The 15,558-nt window shown below is 40.0% G+C and carries 22 protein-coding genes, 2 pseudogenes and 1 riboswitch; of the genes and pseudogenes, 15 read left to right on the forward strand and 9 right to left on the reverse strand.

The window, feature by feature from the left end; genetic code table 11:
• Window positions 1–72 precede the first annotated feature (72 nt).
• Window positions 73–306, reverse strand: coding sequence for a hypothetical protein (locus SOI83_RS08325; protein ID WP_320676209.1), 234 nt, complete (start codon window positions 304–306; stop codon window positions 73–75).
• A 204-nt stretch (window positions 307–510) separates the two neighbouring features.
• Between SOI83_RS08325 and SOI83_RS08330 the strand changes: the two genes are divergently transcribed.
• Window positions 511–1,032 (forward strand): AbrB family transcriptional regulator, encoded by a 522-nt coding sequence (locus SOI83_RS08330; protein ID WP_320676210.1) that lies wholly within the window; start codon window positions 511–513, stop codon window positions 1,030–1,032.
• A 246-nt stretch (window positions 1,033–1,278) separates the two neighbouring features.
• The gene (locus tag SOI83_RS08335; protein ID WP_320676211.1) at window positions 1,279–1,707 is read left to right on the forward strand and encodes a secondary thiamine-phosphate synthase enzyme YjbQ; all 429 of its coding nucleotides are present in this window, start codon (window positions 1,279–1,281) and stop codon (window positions 1,705–1,707) included.
• Window positions 1,708–2,232: 525 nt separating this feature from the next.
• Here the strand turns inward: SOI83_RS08335 and SOI83_RS08340 are convergent.
• From SOI83_RS08340 to SOI83_RS08350, 3 genes and pseudogenes are all read right to left on the reverse strand, one after another.
• Complete coding sequence (locus SOI83_RS08340; protein WP_320676212.1) at window positions 2,233–2,406, reverse strand: hypothetical protein; 174 nt, start codon at window positions 2,404–2,406, stop codon at window positions 2,233–2,235.
• Between the two features lie 93 nt (window positions 2,407–2,499).
• Window positions 2,500–2,601: pseudogene (locus SOI83_RS08345) on the reverse strand (chlorophyll a/b-binding protein); the annotation flags it as partial.
• Between the two features lie 32 nt (window positions 2,602–2,633).
• Entirely contained in the window at window positions 2,634–2,747 is a 114-nt protein-coding gene (locus SOI83_RS08350) for a high light inducible protein (RefSeq protein WP_414153449.1), read from the reverse strand.
• A gap of 779 nt (window positions 2,748–3,526) precedes the next feature.
• Between SOI83_RS08350 and SOI83_RS08355 the strand changes: the two genes are divergently transcribed.
• Window positions 3,527–3,706 (forward strand): hypothetical protein, encoded by a 180-nt coding sequence (locus tag SOI83_RS08355; RefSeq protein ID WP_320676214.1) that lies wholly within the window; start codon window positions 3,527–3,529, stop codon window positions 3,704–3,706.
• A gap of 294 nt (window positions 3,707–4,000) precedes the next feature.
• On the opposite strand, the gene SOI83_RS08360 is transcribed toward SOI83_RS08355, so the two are convergent.
• Window positions 4,001–4,384, reverse strand: coding sequence for a hypothetical protein (locus SOI83_RS08360; protein WP_320676215.1), 384 nt, complete (start codon window positions 4,382–4,384; stop codon window positions 4,001–4,003).
• A 355-nt stretch (window positions 4,385–4,739) separates the two neighbouring features.
• Here SOI83_RS08360 and SOI83_RS08365 point away from each other — a divergent pair, with 355 nt between their 5' ends.
• Window positions 4,740–5,069, forward strand: a complete 330-nt coding sequence (locus SOI83_RS08365) for an OsmC family protein (protein ID WP_320677729.1) — start codon at window positions 4,740–4,742, stop codon at window positions 5,067–5,069.
• Window positions 5,070–5,130: 61 nt separating this feature from the next.
• Here SOI83_RS08365 and SOI83_RS08370 read toward each other — a convergent pair whose 3' ends face one another.
• Complete coding sequence (locus tag SOI83_RS08370; RefSeq protein WP_320676216.1) at window positions 5,131–5,526, reverse strand: phosphatase PAP2 family protein; 396 nt, start codon at window positions 5,524–5,526, stop codon at window positions 5,131–5,133.
• 1,013 nt (window positions 5,527–6,539) lie between these two features.
• Between SOI83_RS08370 and SOI83_RS08375 the strand changes: the two genes are divergently transcribed.
• Window positions 6,540–6,680 carry a hypothetical protein gene (locus SOI83_RS08375; RefSeq protein WP_320676217.1) on the forward strand — a complete coding sequence of 47 codons (141 nt, stop codon included), beginning with the start codon at window positions 6,540–6,542 and terminating at the stop codon, window positions 6,678–6,680.
• Window positions 6,681–6,714: 34 nt separating this feature from the next.
• A complete protein-coding gene (gene folE, locus SOI83_RS08380; protein WP_320676218.1) occupies window positions 6,715–7,461 on the forward strand; it encodes a GTP cyclohydrolase I in 747 nt (248 codons plus the stop codon).
• Between the two features lie 433 nt (window positions 7,462–7,894).
• Here folE and SOI83_RS08385 read toward each other — a convergent pair whose 3' ends face one another.
• Window positions 7,895–8,566: a HupE/UreJ family protein gene (locus SOI83_RS08385; RefSeq protein ID WP_320676219.1), complete on the reverse strand. Its 672-nt coding sequence runs from the start codon at window positions 8,564–8,566 to the stop codon at window positions 7,895–7,897.
• Window positions 8,540–8,686, reverse strand: a riboswitch (cobalamin riboswitch). Its footprint overlaps the gene before it by 27 nt.
• 644 nt (window positions 8,687–9,330) lie before the next feature.
• Here SOI83_RS08385 and SOI83_RS08390 point away from each other — a divergent pair.
• From SOI83_RS08390 to SOI83_RS08405, 4 genes are all read left to right on the forward strand, one after another.
• On the forward strand, window positions 9,331–9,489 hold the full coding sequence (locus SOI83_RS08390; protein ID WP_320676220.1) for a hypothetical protein: 159 nt from the start codon (window positions 9,331–9,333) through the stop codon (window positions 9,487–9,489).
• A complete protein-coding gene (locus tag SOI83_RS08395) occupies window positions 9,486–9,815 on the forward strand; it encodes a hypothetical protein (RefSeq protein WP_320676221.1) in 330 nt (109 codons plus the stop codon). The genes SOI83_RS08390 and SOI83_RS08395 overlap by 4 nt, the downstream gene beginning before the upstream one ends.
• A 269-nt stretch (window positions 9,816–10,084) precedes the next feature.
• Window positions 10,085–10,225, forward strand: a complete 141-nt coding sequence (locus tag SOI83_RS08400) for a hypothetical protein (protein WP_320676222.1) — start codon at window positions 10,085–10,087, stop codon at window positions 10,223–10,225.
• Window positions 10,222–10,434 (forward strand): hypothetical protein, encoded by a 213-nt coding sequence (locus SOI83_RS08405; protein ID WP_320676223.1) that lies wholly within the window; start codon window positions 10,222–10,224, stop codon window positions 10,432–10,434. Before SOI83_RS08400 ends, SOI83_RS08405 begins: the two co-directional genes overlap by 4 nt.
• 171 nt (window positions 10,435–10,605) lie before the next feature.
• Here SOI83_RS08405 and SOI83_RS08410 read toward each other — a convergent pair whose 3' ends face one another.
• Complete coding sequence (locus SOI83_RS08410; RefSeq protein WP_320676224.1) at window positions 10,606–10,881, reverse strand: cupin domain-containing protein; 276 nt, start codon at window positions 10,879–10,881, stop codon at window positions 10,606–10,608.
• Between the two features lie 70 nt (window positions 10,882–10,951).
• On the opposite strand from SOI83_RS08410, the gene SOI83_RS08415 reads away from it, so the two are divergent.
• The 4 genes and pseudogenes from SOI83_RS08415 to SOI83_RS08430 all read left to right on the forward strand — a co-directional run.
• The gene (locus SOI83_RS08415) at window positions 10,952–11,224 is read left to right on the forward strand and encodes a DUF4090 family protein (protein WP_320676225.1); all 273 of its coding nucleotides are present in this window, start codon (window positions 10,952–10,954) and stop codon (window positions 11,222–11,224) included.
• Between the two features lie 133 nt (window positions 11,225–11,357).
• Window positions 11,358–11,993 (forward strand): 2OG-Fe(II) oxygenase, encoded by a 636-nt coding sequence (locus tag SOI83_RS08420; protein ID WP_320676226.1) that lies wholly within the window; start codon window positions 11,358–11,360, stop codon window positions 11,991–11,993.
• A 60-nt stretch (window positions 11,994–12,053) separates the two neighbouring features.
• The gene (locus SOI83_RS08425; RefSeq protein WP_320676227.1) at window positions 12,054–12,965 is read left to right on the forward strand and encodes an AEC family transporter; all 912 of its coding nucleotides are present in this window, start codon (window positions 12,054–12,056) and stop codon (window positions 12,963–12,965) included.
• Window positions 12,966–13,552: 587 nt separating this feature from the next.
• Window positions 13,553–13,711: pseudogene (locus SOI83_RS08430) on the forward strand (aldo/keto reductase); the annotation flags it as partial.
• Window positions 13,712–14,300: 589 nt separating this feature from the next.
• Here the strand turns inward: SOI83_RS08430 and SOI83_RS08435 are convergent.
• Complete coding sequence (locus SOI83_RS08435) at window positions 14,301–15,047, reverse strand: metal ABC transporter permease (RefSeq protein ID WP_320676228.1); 747 nt, start codon at window positions 15,045–15,047, stop codon at window positions 14,301–14,303.
• Between the two features lie 74 nt (window positions 15,048–15,121).
• Here SOI83_RS08435 and SOI83_RS08440 point away from each other — a divergent pair, with 74 nt between their 5' ends.
• Window positions 15,122–15,553, forward strand: coding sequence for a transcriptional repressor (locus SOI83_RS08440; RefSeq protein ID WP_320676229.1), 432 nt, complete (start codon window positions 15,122–15,124; stop codon window positions 15,551–15,553).
• The last annotated feature ends 5 nt before the right edge of the window (window positions 15,554–15,558 follow it).

Consider the following 15,558-nt stretch of genomic DNA (forward strand, 5'->3'; position numbering starts at 1 on the left):
TAAAATTCCCATTCTTTTGTACGGTGATTTTTGTAAGTCTTTGATCTAAGTTGATTAGGCATTTTCAACCTTTTATTTCACTTGATATACCTTTGAACGTCCATTGCACTTTCTAACACCCCAGGAAATAGGAGCTTTAGATTTGGTTATTTCTTGTTCAACGCAGATATTCTGATTATTAGCCCATTGAGCCATTGGGCGCAAATTGACAGCAATAAAGGCGAGACACAATGCGCATAACAATAGAGCAACTCCATTGAGAATCTTTATCCAATCAAAGCTTCTTATGTCTGGGGTGTTAGTCATCTAGTGGAATGGGTGATTAATAATCAGACTATTTTCCCCAAAGTCGTTTTGCAACTTTCTTGAGTTGACTTTGAGCAAATACTGCTCCCACCTCCTATTGCCTCACTTATTTGGAGTGGCTTTATGGAACGAATCCTCAATTTGCGATCTTGATTATTCAACCCGTCAAGAGAGAGACTTGGATATGTCGCTTAAACCCTTTCAATGACTTCTTTGGTGACTTTATTGGTATACCTGCTTGGTGGAGCAGCCTTGGGTTCCCTAATGCTGATCAGTGGTATACCTGCGGCTCCTCTTTTAGGGGCCATGTTAGGTGCAGGCTTATTAAGCATTAGTGGTCAGTTTGATGTTGCGATTTGGCCTTTGGGTACAAAAACAGTGCTTGGGATAGGGATAGGGACAGTGATTGGGACTGGAATTAATCCAGAGACAATTGAGGAATTGCAATTGCTTTGGAAGCCAGCATTAGTTATCACCTTCAGCCTTTTGATTACAGGAATTTTTGTTGGATTATTGATTAATAGATTTTTTGGAGTAGACAAGATCGTAGCCCTATTAGGAGCAGCACCTGGAGGGACTATAGGAATGAGTCTAGTAGGAGCCGAGTTTGGGGTTGGTGCAGCTGTAGCAGCTTTGCATGCAGTCAGATTAATAACAGTTCTTTTCTTGATCCCCGCAATAGTCAATTTTCTTGCGCCTATTCAAGGTATTGATCTTCCAAAATAATAATCAGCCCCCACACTCCTTTATCTTAATAGGAGTAAATAGGAGCTGGAATACGTTTGAGTTAAATCCCTGGTACTAGACCAGAGTGGCTGGCAACACTAGACTCACATCTGATTGTGAGTAGTTAATTTAACTTATATAAAAAGGTTTTGCAAAAACGTATTGTTTGGATAGAGTTTAAATAGGCTTTCGGTATTAGGCATCTCCTGATTCGATTATTTCCATTTAATCGCGACAAGACACTTTATGTTTACAGAAACGATTTCAATTCAGACGAGCTCATCATTCTCTTGTCATGCAATCACCAATCAAATTCAGAGCATTATTGAGTGTGGGACTCAATTAGAAGGTGTTGTATGTGCTTCTGGCATGCATACGACTACTGCTTTAATTGTCAATGAGATGGAAGAGAGATTGATTTTGGACTTGGAGAAATGGTTGAAGGAAATGGCGCCTCCATTGCAGGGCTATAAACATGATGATTTACACCTACGGGTTAATATCCCGGAAGATGAACCTAAGAATGCCCATTCACATATGCAAGCTTTATTGCTTGGCAATGATGTGAGCGTGCCTTTTAAGGATGGGAAGCTACAACTAGGCCCTTATCAAGATGTCATCCTTGTAGAACTAGATGGCCCAAAAGAAAGAAAGGTTGTAATTAGCGTTCAATAGGAGGAAGCAAAAGTAACTTATTAAATTCTTTTTATTGAGCTCCTTGCATTACTGGAATCATCTTCCCGCCATCTTGATCATCGTCATCATCAATTTTTCTTGATAGAAATTCTAGTATAAGGAGAATACTCATTGGGTAAAAGCACCACAGTATTGCTTTCCATGCTGGAAAACTATCTACAGATAGTTGGAGTTCGCCTAAGGACATTGTAGTAAATAAAAATTTAGCAAAGTTTTGATGGCTAAAATAATGATAGCTAATTACTGGACTTTTTCCTGGAAAGATCTCTCCAAAAAAAAGCCCCGATGTAAAACAAAGCAGCGCCAGTAGTCAAAAAGATTATTGAGAAAAAGTTCACAATAAACCAACCGAGCCAGCAGCTAATCCGATGAAACAGAAGAAAGAAAATTCAGCCAACTCACGGAATGGAGAGTTTAGGACAATGGAAATTTGTTTAGCCATTTCAAATCTTTAATAGATGATTAATAATGAGGGCTAAAAGAATTGGACGCGATAATTCATTCTTAAATCCTGCATCCAAGTTGAAGCTCGCCTGAATCTATTAGTTGACCAAGCTTTATAGCCTTGGCTTGTTCACACCTAGAGAAATTTAATTGGTTTCTTGTTACCCATACCAGTTCATCCTGGGTGATAATTCCAGTAGATATGGAGGTGAGAAATAATTTTCCGAGTCCCATTGTGATGACCTTGATTGTAAAGATTTAGCGGGATCTCCTATAGATCCCTTTAAGAAATTGTTTGAAAGGTTTGAAAGGGTTTAATTCCATGGCTTAAAAAATCCCTGGAATGATCTGACCTGTGAATGCATAAGTTCCAAGAGCGGCAAACATACCGATCATTGCCCACCTGCCATTTTGGATTTCAGCATTTTCGTTCATTGGTTTTTAAAAATCTAGTGATTAAGTTAAACAAGGCCAGGAACAATTTGTCCTGTTGATACGTATGCACCGACTAAAGCCCAAAATCCCATCATTGCGGCCCAGCCATTAATACGCTCGGCGAGACGAGGGTTGGCAATAGCGTCAAGTTGTTCAGAGTTTTTCATTGGCTAAGGAGAGAGTCAAAGACCGCTTAGATGCGATACGTAAAGAACTATAACAGAAATATTACGGAGTGTGACGGTGCGGTTAGCGGAAGAGCGCAATTGGTTAGTAAAAAGCCTTTTAGACTGCTTTGAATACTGGATTTAATGGGCTCTGTAAAAAATAAATTTAATAGAGATCTCCCTATTAATGTATTTCCTGGATGCTCATAATTGAATTCTTGATATAGACAGCGTTTCTATTTGTCTTGTTAAATGATATTGGTAACCCTATTAACTTAGGACTGGGTGTTAATTATTTAGACTTTTTGATATCATCAAATCTTCGATCTGTAGACTAATCACTGTAGGGGGGGATTAAGTTTTGTCCTCGAGTGGGAGGACTGTTCTGTGTATTGGCAATGTTTGGTTTGTTGCCTCATTGATGAATAGCTGAAGAAGTTGAAACAGGTTTTTGTTGATTCTTTGAGTTGTCAGCAACAAAAGCCTTGAGCCTTTAATTAGTAAGTGGCTTATTGCGTCTACCTCTCGCAGTTGATCTTGGTGGCTCGGCCATTCGAAGACAGTGCTATTAATGGTTCTGGTGGCAAGCGCAACAATCCAGACAGGCGCAGGTCGACATGTTGATTTTAATTAGGAATTTTTTATTAGAGCCAATATTTGGTATCTGTTGCTACCGTTTTGATACGTTCGTCCCTTGAGTGGGATGCATGTTTTGGCAGCAGGGAACGGGGCTGCCATTTCGGAGGAACCTCATGAACACTCTTCCATTAATTCGCTCACACATTAAAAGGGCTGACCGCCTTCACAAGGCTCAGTTGATTGCAACTTCCCATGGGAGTCAATATCATGATCAGTCGACCCTAAATGCAAATTCTGCTTCAAGAAAGGCGAAGGCCAAGCGTCTGCATGATGCTCAATTAATGGCGTTTTAAAAGTTTGATGAGAGATTGAAATGGTTTAGGTCTACACTAGACTTTTCCTTCCAAATAGTTTAACAGGATAACTGACTACTTTTTGTTGAATAAATCAATTAGTTCCTTGCAAGCCCCATTGATTAATGGGGCTTGCAAGGTGTTTTGTTTAATATTTTAACCATTTGATTCTTGTTCATTGGATTTATCTTGCCTTCTAACATGATGCTACTTTGTTAACACATAAAAAAAGGGGCCTTTTCTGGCCCCTAAAGATTGCTTGGGAGACTCTGCATCACTCAGCCAGTGAAAGCCTTAGGCTTTATCAGTAGACGTTTGAGCTTTTTCAGCAGAGAGTTCAGTTTTTTTTTCTGCTTGTGCTAGCCCTTTAAGCTCTTCTTGAAGCTCATGCTCACGTTCATCAATGATTTTGATACGTGATTGATAGGTCTCTTCCAACCTCTTGCGCGAAGCTTCAAGATTCTCGAGCTCCTCTTGTCGCTGCTTACGCTTGATCTGCTCTAGTTGACTTTCAGAGACAACATAAACAGTCCTCATCGGCGGAAATAATGAGTCAGCAAGGACAGTGCTGAATAATGATGTGTACATGATGTTCTGTGCGGGAACATTCTTATTTTGCTCTAAGCCTTTAGAAGCAGTAATGCAGTAAACCGAAGTAATGTATACGGTAAATATCACCTTATTCGGTTAGTATCACTTTAGTTAGTAATAACCGAATAAGGCAAAATGCTTGCGTAATAACCCTATATAAAATCCACGGAAATAAGTTCAAATTGAATTAGTTGCGGAGGAGGAGCATGAAGTTAAGACCACCTGTCAGGACTATTCCCAATTCACTTAGAGATATTAATTGTATGCATCACGTCTCTTACAAGTTACCGAATAAAAGGCAAGATGACTCTTGGGAAGAGGAATGTAAGCTTAATCCCACGAAATCTCCCTGCAAGATCTACGAAGTGTAGACAAGATGATCCTGTGTCGCTATTTGTGAAACCTGCATGTAGAGGCTCAACACGAGCTTTCTGGTAAAAAGATTAGAACCGATGCACCTGTTGATCATGCAGGTAAAGGAGAGGATTTTGCTCCTACTGATTTATTGGCTGCCGCTGTAGGGACTTGTTCCCTGACAATGATGGGAATTACTGTTAAAGAAAAAGGGTGGAGATTAGAGGAGATAACAGTTGCAATTGATAAGAAGATAACACTTAAGGGCCCTCGAAAAATTGAATTTTTGTCTCTTCAAATTCAAATGCCTTTTAATTTGAAGGCTTATCAATTAAAGGTACTTAAAAAGGCCACCAATGATTGCCCTGTTTTGAGGAATTTAAATGACTCAATAAAAATCAAAGTTAAGTGGAATTGATTAAAAAAGAAAAATTGCCTAGATGCCACGAATAATTCTTCATCGCATTAGGCCTACATTTTCATTTTTTGGGGGGATAACGTTCCCATACGTAGAAACCTGCTAGGCAGAAACTGAGCCATAAATAACCGACCACCGCACCCGCCAAAATGTCGCTTGGCCAATGGGCTCTTACATAGATTGTGCTCAACCAGACTAAAGCAACCCAGAGGCTCGAGATCATAAATAACGGTCGGCGTAGTTGCGGGTAGTGGCCGGCCAGAAGGGTGCAACTCATGAAATAAAAGACTACCGAGCCTGCTGCATGCCCACTGGGGAAGCTGGGGCCACCTAGGGCTAGAAGTTTCTCGTCAGGACGATCGCGATCAAACCAGGGCTTCAAAATTCCATCGATAATTACCAAAATGCCAGCTGTTCCCAACATCAGGCAAATTAGATCTCGCCAGAACCGTTTCAAGGCTAAAAAACATAACACTGCCAGCACTAACACTGCAGTTACGTGCATACCACTTAATTGGTAAACGCTAAGTAGCAGAGATCCCAACCCGTCCGGAATGTGCTGCTGCAAGCTGTCTAGCAGATGACTTTCGAATGAATCGACATTGGCAGGGTTTTTGAAAAAGCTTGGACCAGCCAAAATCGACAGTAGAAATAGAACTGTCGAGAAGGCGAGTCGGGGCAGCCCTAAAGCCTGAAACCACTCACGAATCACACGAGTCATTGATATGAAGAGCCAAGTTGCACCTTATGGGAAAAGGTGGGATTTAATTTGATCAGTTTTTTATCCGTTCCTCTTATTTGTTTATATCGCATAGGTTAAGGACAGTCATGCATAGAAGTGTGTTCAATCTAAGGTGCCATGGTCTTAAGAAGGTATTCATCATTTAGTTAGAGAGAAAAGCTCCGAATAAACCTTGAAAGTCTGAATTCAAAACAATGCATCAGTTAGCAGAGATATGGCTGCTGTGGCTTTGTTTATTAACAGAATGTAGGGGGCAATAGCACATTGCATTTGCTTTTTTCGACAACACCAGCCTTTTCAATATGACCAGTATCACCTATTTGCCCTGTACTGATAAGGTTGTTAGAATTACTTTAATGGTTAGATGATGGAGAAATAGTGTAAAAAGATCAATGAATGTAGATTAAAGTTTTGATTGGTCTTTCGGCTATGGGCACAAGAACAAGTTTTGGGCCTGTACCTAATTCTCCTATGTGCAGTTTTGCCTTTAATAGCAATATAAATCATCGAAAATACTTTACTCCTAGACCAGTTAATTGGCTCTTAGGAATATAATTATTTTGTGTCTGTTGTTATTCATGGGTGATTAGTGCACTGCTTTGGAGCATTTTGCTAAGCTTTTCGTAGGAGAGGGATGGGTAGGAGGCCGGATTGCCTTGGTGGCGTCGTCTTTGATCTTGCTCTCGAACAGCTAAAAAATTCTTATATTCCTCTCCTTCGCCAATCAAATGACTTTTACTCCTGCTTTGGTTTCCCAAGCTTTATTGGAATGTGATAAATATGACACCCTTGTCTCTGACTGGTTTTATGTAGAAGACCCGGCACTCAATGTGCTATTGTGGCAAGGCTTTTATCATCTGATTACTTAATAGCTATTTCTTTCTGACTGATCTAAAGTTTATTATGACTAGCACAAACCCAACTAAAAGTATTAACGAAGGCGGCGAAGATAAGATTTCATGCAAGTTAGTTTCTGAAATAATTCGCTCAAGAATTCAAGCCGAAAATGCAAGATTTCATGCTAATGACAATATTTCTGACTTCATCTTCCCAGGTGAATTAGAAACTCTTGAAAAGGAGGTTGCTACACGGGTTAGGGACTTGTTAAAAACGCTTTTAATTGATATTGACAATGATCATAATACCCAAGAAACGGCAGAAAGAGTTTCTAGGATGTATATCAATGAGGTCTTTAAGGGTAGATATCATAAACAGCCAAAAGTTACTAGTTTCCCAAATGATAAAAACCTAGACGAGATTTACACTGTTGGACCAATAACTGTTCGCTCTGCTTGCTCGCACCATTTAGTTCCCATCCTTGGTGATTGTTGGATAGGCATTAAGCCTGGAGACAAAGTAATAGGCTTGTCTAAGTTTGCAAGAGTGGCAGACTGGGTTTTCTCTAGGCCTCATATTCAGGAAGAAGCAGTAATGATACTTGCTGATGAGATTGAGAGTCTATGCAACCCTAAGGGCTTGGGGATAATCATCAAGGCACAACATTATTGTATGAAATGGCGTGGAGTTAAAGAGCCAGATACCAGCATGATTAATTCAGTGGTGAGAGGGGATTTCCGCCATGACCCCAATCTTAAACAGGAATTTTTTGAGTTAGTAAGACAACAATCTACTGTTGGAAAGAATTATTAAAAGATTCTTCGCAGTAGGCCCCTTATTACTCTGGGTCTTTATATAGATTAAGCATATAAGTAGAACTTGAAGACTTGATTTTTTATATCTTATTAGCTTTCAGTAGAGCTACTTTAATTTAGATCAAGCTTTGCGCAATTTTTTCCATCAACAAAAAACTAGCATTTTCCCATTCAAGAAACTTCTATATATTGCTTGAACTATTGATTAAAAGGCAGGACAAGAAAACTTTGTTTTTTATTGAAAGCTATTGGTAAATCTGCTATATAAAGCGTTCTATTAATAAAGAGGTTTTAGGATTCTTTTTCGGCTGGCTTTACTTTTTCTTTTCGATGAATCGCTTGTTGGAACTTAAGTGCTGAATTTACTCCGCAACCTTATTGAAAAACATGTATATCGTAAATTCCTTTTTTGATCTTTTTGCTCGTCAATTTTATGGGATGAGAGCAACCCACGAGAATGCAAGACCTATCCCTATCCAAATACCAGCAAATATATTCCTTGTGTTTACATTAACCCTCTTGATTAGGCTTAGAGATGTTGTTGTAACTAGCAGCAGTAGTGAGCCTTGTGCAAGAAGAAGACCCACAAAATAACCTATTAGAGGTGAAGGCTCAGCGCCAACAATAGTGTTCCCTAGCAGGTAGCCGTGGAAAGCAAATAATGGTAAGAGCCATTTTGGATTAAGGAAATTCAGAATAATTAAGCCTTCTATTCCTAAAGATAAAGAGACAAGTGCTTCTGCCCAAGGGGCTAAAAGTTCCGGCAAGGGTTGAATTTGTACGAATGTACTGCCTGCTAAACCAGTTATCAAAAGAGGGATAACCCATTTCTTGGTTTTTTTTATACCTACGAGAGCGATCCCTAGCATGAAAAGTAGATGATCTGGCCCAAGTAATGGATGCCCAAGACCGCTAAGCAAAGCTTGCCAAGTTGAGAGCTCAGCACTCTCACCCATACCAAAAGGATGATGAGCTAAAACTGGATTTGAAAAAAGAGAGAATAAGAGGAACAATGGTGCCAAACTCCCAAGAAATTGCCTGGGCATGGTGAACGGAAACTTCATAGATCGATCCTCGTCGAGTAATTGATAAAAGGCGGGCATTCTGACTTGTATCGAGAATGTCGATACTTCACAGCTGCGGGACAGTAGTGGATTCTCACCACTTTTCCCCGTTACCTCCAATGGCTGATCTCCATTGGAACCTCATGTATTTAGTTTAGTTGTTGATTGAGTTGAGAGTGACCAGGAACAACACTTTTAACTCCAAGGCGATCAAATTGTGACTGGCAATATTCGCAACTTTAAATTAATGAGATCTCTTTAATGGTCTGGCAAGAAGTGGAAGAGGAGGCAAGTTCTCCAAAAGGATAGGCATTAAGACGGGTTCCAATTATGTAGCGGTTGCTACATAATTGGAACCCGTCTCCCCCTCCCGATTCTCTCGAAAGACAGCCCTACTGAGCAGGATTGATTCCAATAGTGGCCTAGTTTCTGCTGGTTTTGGCAAAGGTTTAATAGAGAAGAATATGTGCCGTATTCTTGAGGCGCTCGTCCGCAACTTCTTGCTTCCCTTCTCTAAGTGCGTGATTAGTTGTTGCTTGAGCTGTTCTTTTTTGTGAAAAAGCTAGAAGCTTTTTCGGAGATTTAGAATAACTGGACTTTTTTGGGAGATTAGTAAGGCTTATTTCGTTGGGCATTAAGCACATTAGCTAATAATTTTGCTGGTTATAAGTTTTTTTTGTAGAGAACATTACGATCCAATTTTTCTAGTAGTAATCACTTAGGTAGTTTATATTTTGTGATTTAACTGAAAGAATATGATATTTCATGTTAATTTATTTTCGATTCTAAGAGAGGTGCAAATTATGCCCGAAAGGAACTCCATCTCTATTCAAGAAATTGATGTTAACCATGATGCAATTGATGAGTACTTTGAATGTATTACTGCATGCTCTATAGGGGATGAAGGTATGCAATGTATAACCCAATGCATTGAGGTTCACCTTAAAGAGGAATCACAATGAATGGGCAAACCCCTTTTTTTATAAGTTCTAAAGGCGGATCAATTACTTGCTTTAGAGGTGATACTGGACGTGTTTTTCGTTCGTGCTCACGAACCTCTTGTGTTTACTCAAGTGATTTACATGCTGCTAAAGCATATTTAGATATTTTAGAGGGCAAGAAAAATTTACTTCTTGGAGAAAAGAACAAGTTTACGGCTCAACGGAAAACCACATTGAAGTGGAATGCTGATGGAGAGCTCTCTCAAATTGACATGGCAAGGATTCTTGACCGTCTTGCTAATCCACAGCTGACTTCATGTGACCTGGCCTGTGGTTTAAAGGATTAGTCTTCTGATAATCAAGGGAGGTCATATTGCATAATTTTTTCAAGCTTTCTTGGCAACTAATACACTCGAAATCTATAAATGAACAAATATGAGCTTTTAATAAAGACTCTAAGCGTAAATACTTTAGTAATTACACCATAGACATTTTTACCATTACCAGTTAAAACGTAATTAGAGCCTCGATGGGCCGCTATACAAGGTAAATGCTCTGATTGGCTCTAGGGCTTTTGGTCGGAAGCCCTAATCAAACCTTTTTGAAGAGGCCAACGATGAACCATCAAGAAGGATTGACTCTGTTTGAGTTGATTCTCCCAATCTGCGTAGGTCTAGCTCTTGGCAGCTTTGCGCTTATAGGCATGCAGGAGTTATTGCATGAATTCTCAGTTGCATTCAAAGGAGGTTTCGAATGAAACTCACTTCACCATTTAGTGCCCTGAGGGGTGCACTAAGCAAAACAATTGAATATAGCCCAACGTGTTTTATTGACGAAACTGAAGTGGCACTAAAAGAGTGTGGTGTCTCTACAGAAGAAAAAGCGGAAGACTCAAGGTTGGTTTTTTGGGATGAGGAATGTCAGAAGCATCCAACTAATTCACATTGCAGGGTTTTTGATAATTGAAGTGATCAAGGATTAACTTCTCTAGTTTGATGGCTCCTATTGGTAGCTCAGAGTTGTTTGCCTTATAGAGATTTGTAGGGAATTGGTTTTTCTAGATAGGGAAAACCATAGTTAGTGAAGGGCCAGTCCTATAAAACTTGTGAGTGTCCTTGATGGGATGCCAGTAATTTTCTAGTTGCCAAATTGATAGTGCTTGCGAACTGCTTCATGTACCTCCCAGCTGCAAGACATGCCTTGCGGAAAAACAACTAGATCTCCGGCACCAAAATTTACAGGCTTTCCCCCATGGGGAGTAACGGTGACATTCCCTTCCAAAATTAAACATGTTTCTTTTTCGCTATAAGTCCAGAGAAATTTACTTGGTTCACATGTCCAGGTTGGCCAATGCTTTATCCCTAGCTCATTGATTGTGCTTGCAGGACATGGGGAGGTGATTGAGATTGTCAAATGATTTCTACAGTTCAATCTCTTTTTAGCAGTTGATAGCCATATGATTACTATCCAAGCTTTTTGGAAAATGGATCTTTCTGGACCTGATGCAATTGATAAAGCTATTGAGGCAGGATTAGATCTTGACGGCAGCCCAATACCTTTAGAGATGCTCAAGCTTTATAGAGAAGTGATGGCTAAAGAAGGGGCAAGAAAAAGAAGTGGGGTCAAAAAATCCATGCGGAATCGAATTGTTCGTTCTGGAGCCAAGCATTTCGATCGAGAAATATTAAATAAGCGTCTTATAGATGCTGGTTGGGAAGGTTTAAATCCGCGTGAGATTGAATTCTTCTTTGGCTAATTGATACAAGCTTCCCCTGGGGAATAGGTATTGACCTATATATTTCTCTTGGCTTGGCTCACTATTTAATGAGTTAAGGACTAACAGTGTTAGAAAGGGTTTATTTCTTTTCCCATTATTGAAAGGTGTACCTTTGAACTTGATTGCTTGTTATCGCAACCCTGGACTTGATTCTGTTGCGGATGGGGTTATTTCATTTTTCGATAGGCGTCCTGATCTTCATCGTAGTGGAGTCGTATTCGGTAATGATTCATCTTTGGTAGAGGCGAAACCGGCGAAGGTTTCTACTGACATCAGTTTGGTTGCTATTGATCGCTCAGACCCTGAGGCATTTGCTCTTGCAGATGTAATTGTTCGAGGTGTTACCAGTGCACTCAACAAATATCTCAAAGACCGTCCTTTATTTAGAGAGTGTTCTCCAGAGCAGTCTATGTTTGTAATGCCGATTTTTAATATTCAGCATTATGGACATGGAGAAGGTTTCAAACGGTGGCATTGTGATTGGACTATAAGTGATGAGGCAACAGAACCTGTAAATAGAGTGCTTGCCTGGATTCTTTATTGCAATGATATTGATTCAGCTGGGACAGAGTTTTATTGGCAGGAACATCATGAATCTGCAGAAAGAGGTAAATTAGTTATTTTTCCTGCTGGTCCATCTCATATTCATCGTGGGCGAGTAAATGATCAAGGGACTAAAACGATAGCCACAGGTTGGATTAATGCAGGTAGTAGAGATGCTTATCTTTCTCGTTTAGCAGCCTCTTGAAGAATTCGATGACATGGTGGTTGTTTGACAAAAACGATCAGCTTTAGCTGAACTTGTTAAATGCTGATACTTCAACTATTTAGTCAATTGTTGCCATTACTTGCAGCTGGCTATTTGACCGCGCGCTTTAAGCCAGGCCTTTCATCTCACATAGCACCATTACTTATTAATTTTGGAATACCTATTAGCTTGATGGGGCTTCTCCTGAAGAGTGGATTTGATTGGATGCTTTTTCAGGCTTTGGCGATGGCTTGTCTTGCGATTGGATCGCTTATAGCAGTAATTAGAATTTCCCCCAATCTTAGAAGCCATATTGGTACTAGAAGCTTATTGTTAGGAAGTGCTTTTGGAAATACGGGTTATTTCGGCATACCTGTTTCAGTGGCTCTTTTGCCAAGTGAAGCATTAAATTTCAGTATTGGTTATGACCTTGGCGCAACGTTAATTGTATGGAGCTTAGGCCCAATACTCTTCACAAAATCCTCATCCGAATTGAAAGGAATTTCTGCTTGGAAATATCTTTTAGCTCTTTTGACTAGTAGCCCCGCTAGTAAGGGATTAATTGGTGCAGTGTTGATTCAGTTAACTCCTTGGAGCCATCAGATTACTGCAGCCCTTAGTTTTCCATCGCAAGTTGTGATTACTTTAGCTTTGATGATTGTTGGTATGCGTTTGGGCCAACTGGACTTTATAGGGAATCTATCTTGTATAAATTTTCGTACATTAGTTAAACCTAGTTTACTGCTAAAGCTAGTAATTTTTCCTGCCTTAATGTTAGCTCTTTCCATGGTCTTTAGCTTGCCTACGTTGATGTGTAAGGCACTTGTATTGCAGGCTGCTACACCTACTGCTATTTCAGTTTTTTTATTGGCTGAAGCAAGTGGACAAGAACAAGAAATTGCGGCTTCTTTAGTGGCTTTTAGTACTTTGATTGCTTTATTTACAGTTCCAATTTGGTTTTTTATCCTTTAGTAATTCACTTTGCATTAGATTTAATTTTTTAAGAAAGTTCATTGAAGCACTTTGAAAAACTTTTATTTATCTGGAAATCTGTTGTTCTGGTTAAGGAGACCTTTCATTAAACCTCAGGTTTTTTGATGTTTGATTTCAGTATTGTTATTAATTTCCTAGACAGCGTTTAGTTTGAAAGTGTTTTTGACCAGGAACCAGCTCAAAAAACCTCGTGTAAGAACTAACAGCATCGATAAAAAAGCGAGTGCAACACATAAAGGGCAGTGTGCTAATCCCATTTTATAAGCTCCAGAAGACTTTCCCCTTCATAACTGTTTTTGGCACCTTTTTTGCGAAAAGTTGCTTAGCTGTTTTGATACGAAACGGAAGAACTGAGCAGGGAATTTGAGGGGATTGAGATGAGACTTCAGTATTTAGAAGCAATGCTGCGATTTCAGATAGCAAAAAGCAAATGACCTTTTGCTATCTGCTTTCGATTTATTCAGGGTTATGTCAGCATTGACCTATCGCTTGAATTAGCAGAAATTGGCTTTGGAACTTGGTCTTAGGGGAACAAAGCTCTTTGGGGATACCAGTCTGAAAAAGACGATGATCTCTTAGAGCAAACATTCAATGATGCAGTTGATGAGGGACTGACCTTTATTGATACAGCAGATTCGTATGGAACTGGGCAGCTAAATGGACGCAGTGAGGAGCTTTTGGGCAAATATTTAAAAAGGCTGCCACCCTCAAAAAGAAGGGTTTGAAATTTCTACAAAACTCTGCAATATCACCAGGAGTAGTAAGACTCATTGCAATGACTGGCTTTATTTGCTTGTGGCTCAAGCCCACCTCCTCAGTCAGATAAGTCTTTGTCCCTTGAGGTAGCGACTCCCATAAGTTGACACCCCTAAGCCCGTTTGCTTCTCCTTATTCAGTTTTCAAGGCTGAAGACTGGATGGTTCAACCTGCTCCTATCGGAATAGGACAATGCGTAAGGGACAGGCCAAAAAGCGTTACCAGTCAAACGGTTCAATCAAGAAGAGGAATGGGACTGCCTTGAACACGGAGTCCTCAAGAAGTCACGTTCAGCTTGCGCTTGCATAACCTGCCAACACTTGAACTATTGCTGTGACAAAAACTGCAGAACTCTCCTTGCTTGTCACGTCCAACAACGATTAATTCCACACGGAGAACACCTCACTAGTAGATGTCTACTGTGGCAACGGCGATTAGAGAAGGAGGTTGGATGGGGTCCTGAAGCTGCATGAGGAGTTTCGGATCCCGGTATGGGGGTTAAAGAAATCCGCCTATAGCGGAATATGGCCTCGTACTTTCTTAGAAAAAGTATGATATTTACTTTGATTTTTCTCTTAAAAAAGCTAATGAAAGTAAGCAAAGAACTCCTATTAGAGGGCCAGGTGAAAGGTTGAAACCAATCGAAAGCAAAAAGCCTATAAATGTCAATAGAGTTCCATACTGAGCAGAACGCACCATTGCAGAATGCAAACTAGTGGCATGATTTAATCCAAAAATAGCTGGTGCTGAGAGCAAACCTATAACCAAAATGACACCTACAGCTGCCATAGAACTCACCACAACGAGAGCAGTTACAAGGCCAAGCGCTAAACGCAATGTAGAAATATTTAACCCACTAGCAGCGGCACCTTCAGCGTCTAGGCCAAGATATACCAATTTCTGATATGAAGTTCTTAATAGTAGGAGTAATGCAATTGCAGCGACTAAGGTTCTAATTAGATCATCTGTGCCCACTGCAAGGAGGTCGCCAAATAAAATAGATTCCAGATCAACTCTTATCTCTAAAAGAGGAATCAATAAAACTCCTAAGCCAAGTGTGCCTGCGAGAACAGTATTAATGACCCCTTCATTGTTTCCTTTACTTTTTGAGGTAAGTCTTTCTGCAACAAGAGCCCCGACTAATCCACTAAGCACCCCGCCTAATGAAGGATCAACTCCTATAGCCAGAGCTAAGACTATCCCTGGAACTACTGCATGCGAAATTAAATTTGCTTGGAGAAGACGATGATGCGTGATCAAGACAGCACCAGTTGCAGGACAAAGCATTCCGACTAAAAGTGCCATCAGGAATGGTAAAGCCCACCAATTGGTAAAAAATGCTTCTAACAATGCACTAAAAGATTAATCTTGGCAAAGGTATGAGAGTCACACCTCAGAGAATGGTCGAACAAAGCACTGGTTTGACGTCCCGTCAACAAAATATATTGGAGCAGTTGAATAATTGTTCCGATGAGATCAGCGGCCAACAAATTCATCGCAAATTGATCGATGCTTCTTACAATATTGGTTTGACTACTGTTTATCGACATCTTCGAGTTCTTCAGCAAAAAGGATTGGTGCGATGTCGAAACCTTCCAACAGGTGAAGCACTTTATAGCCCTGTGAATAGGGATCATCATCATTTGACTTGTGTTGACTGTGGTCAAACTCTTGTTTTGAAGTCCTGCCCAATTAAAAATATTGAATTGCCTAAGGCACAAACAAAAGACTTTGAGTTGTTGTTTCACACCCTTGAATTCTTTGGCCTTTGTAAGAGTTGTCACCAGCGTCAGAAAGTAGCTAAAACCTGAGTATT

The sequence above is a fragment of the Prochlorococcus sp. MIT 1300 genome (assembly GCF_034092375.1).
GTDB lineage: Bacteria > Cyanobacteriota > Cyanobacteriia > PCC-6307 > Cyanobiaceae > MIT-1300.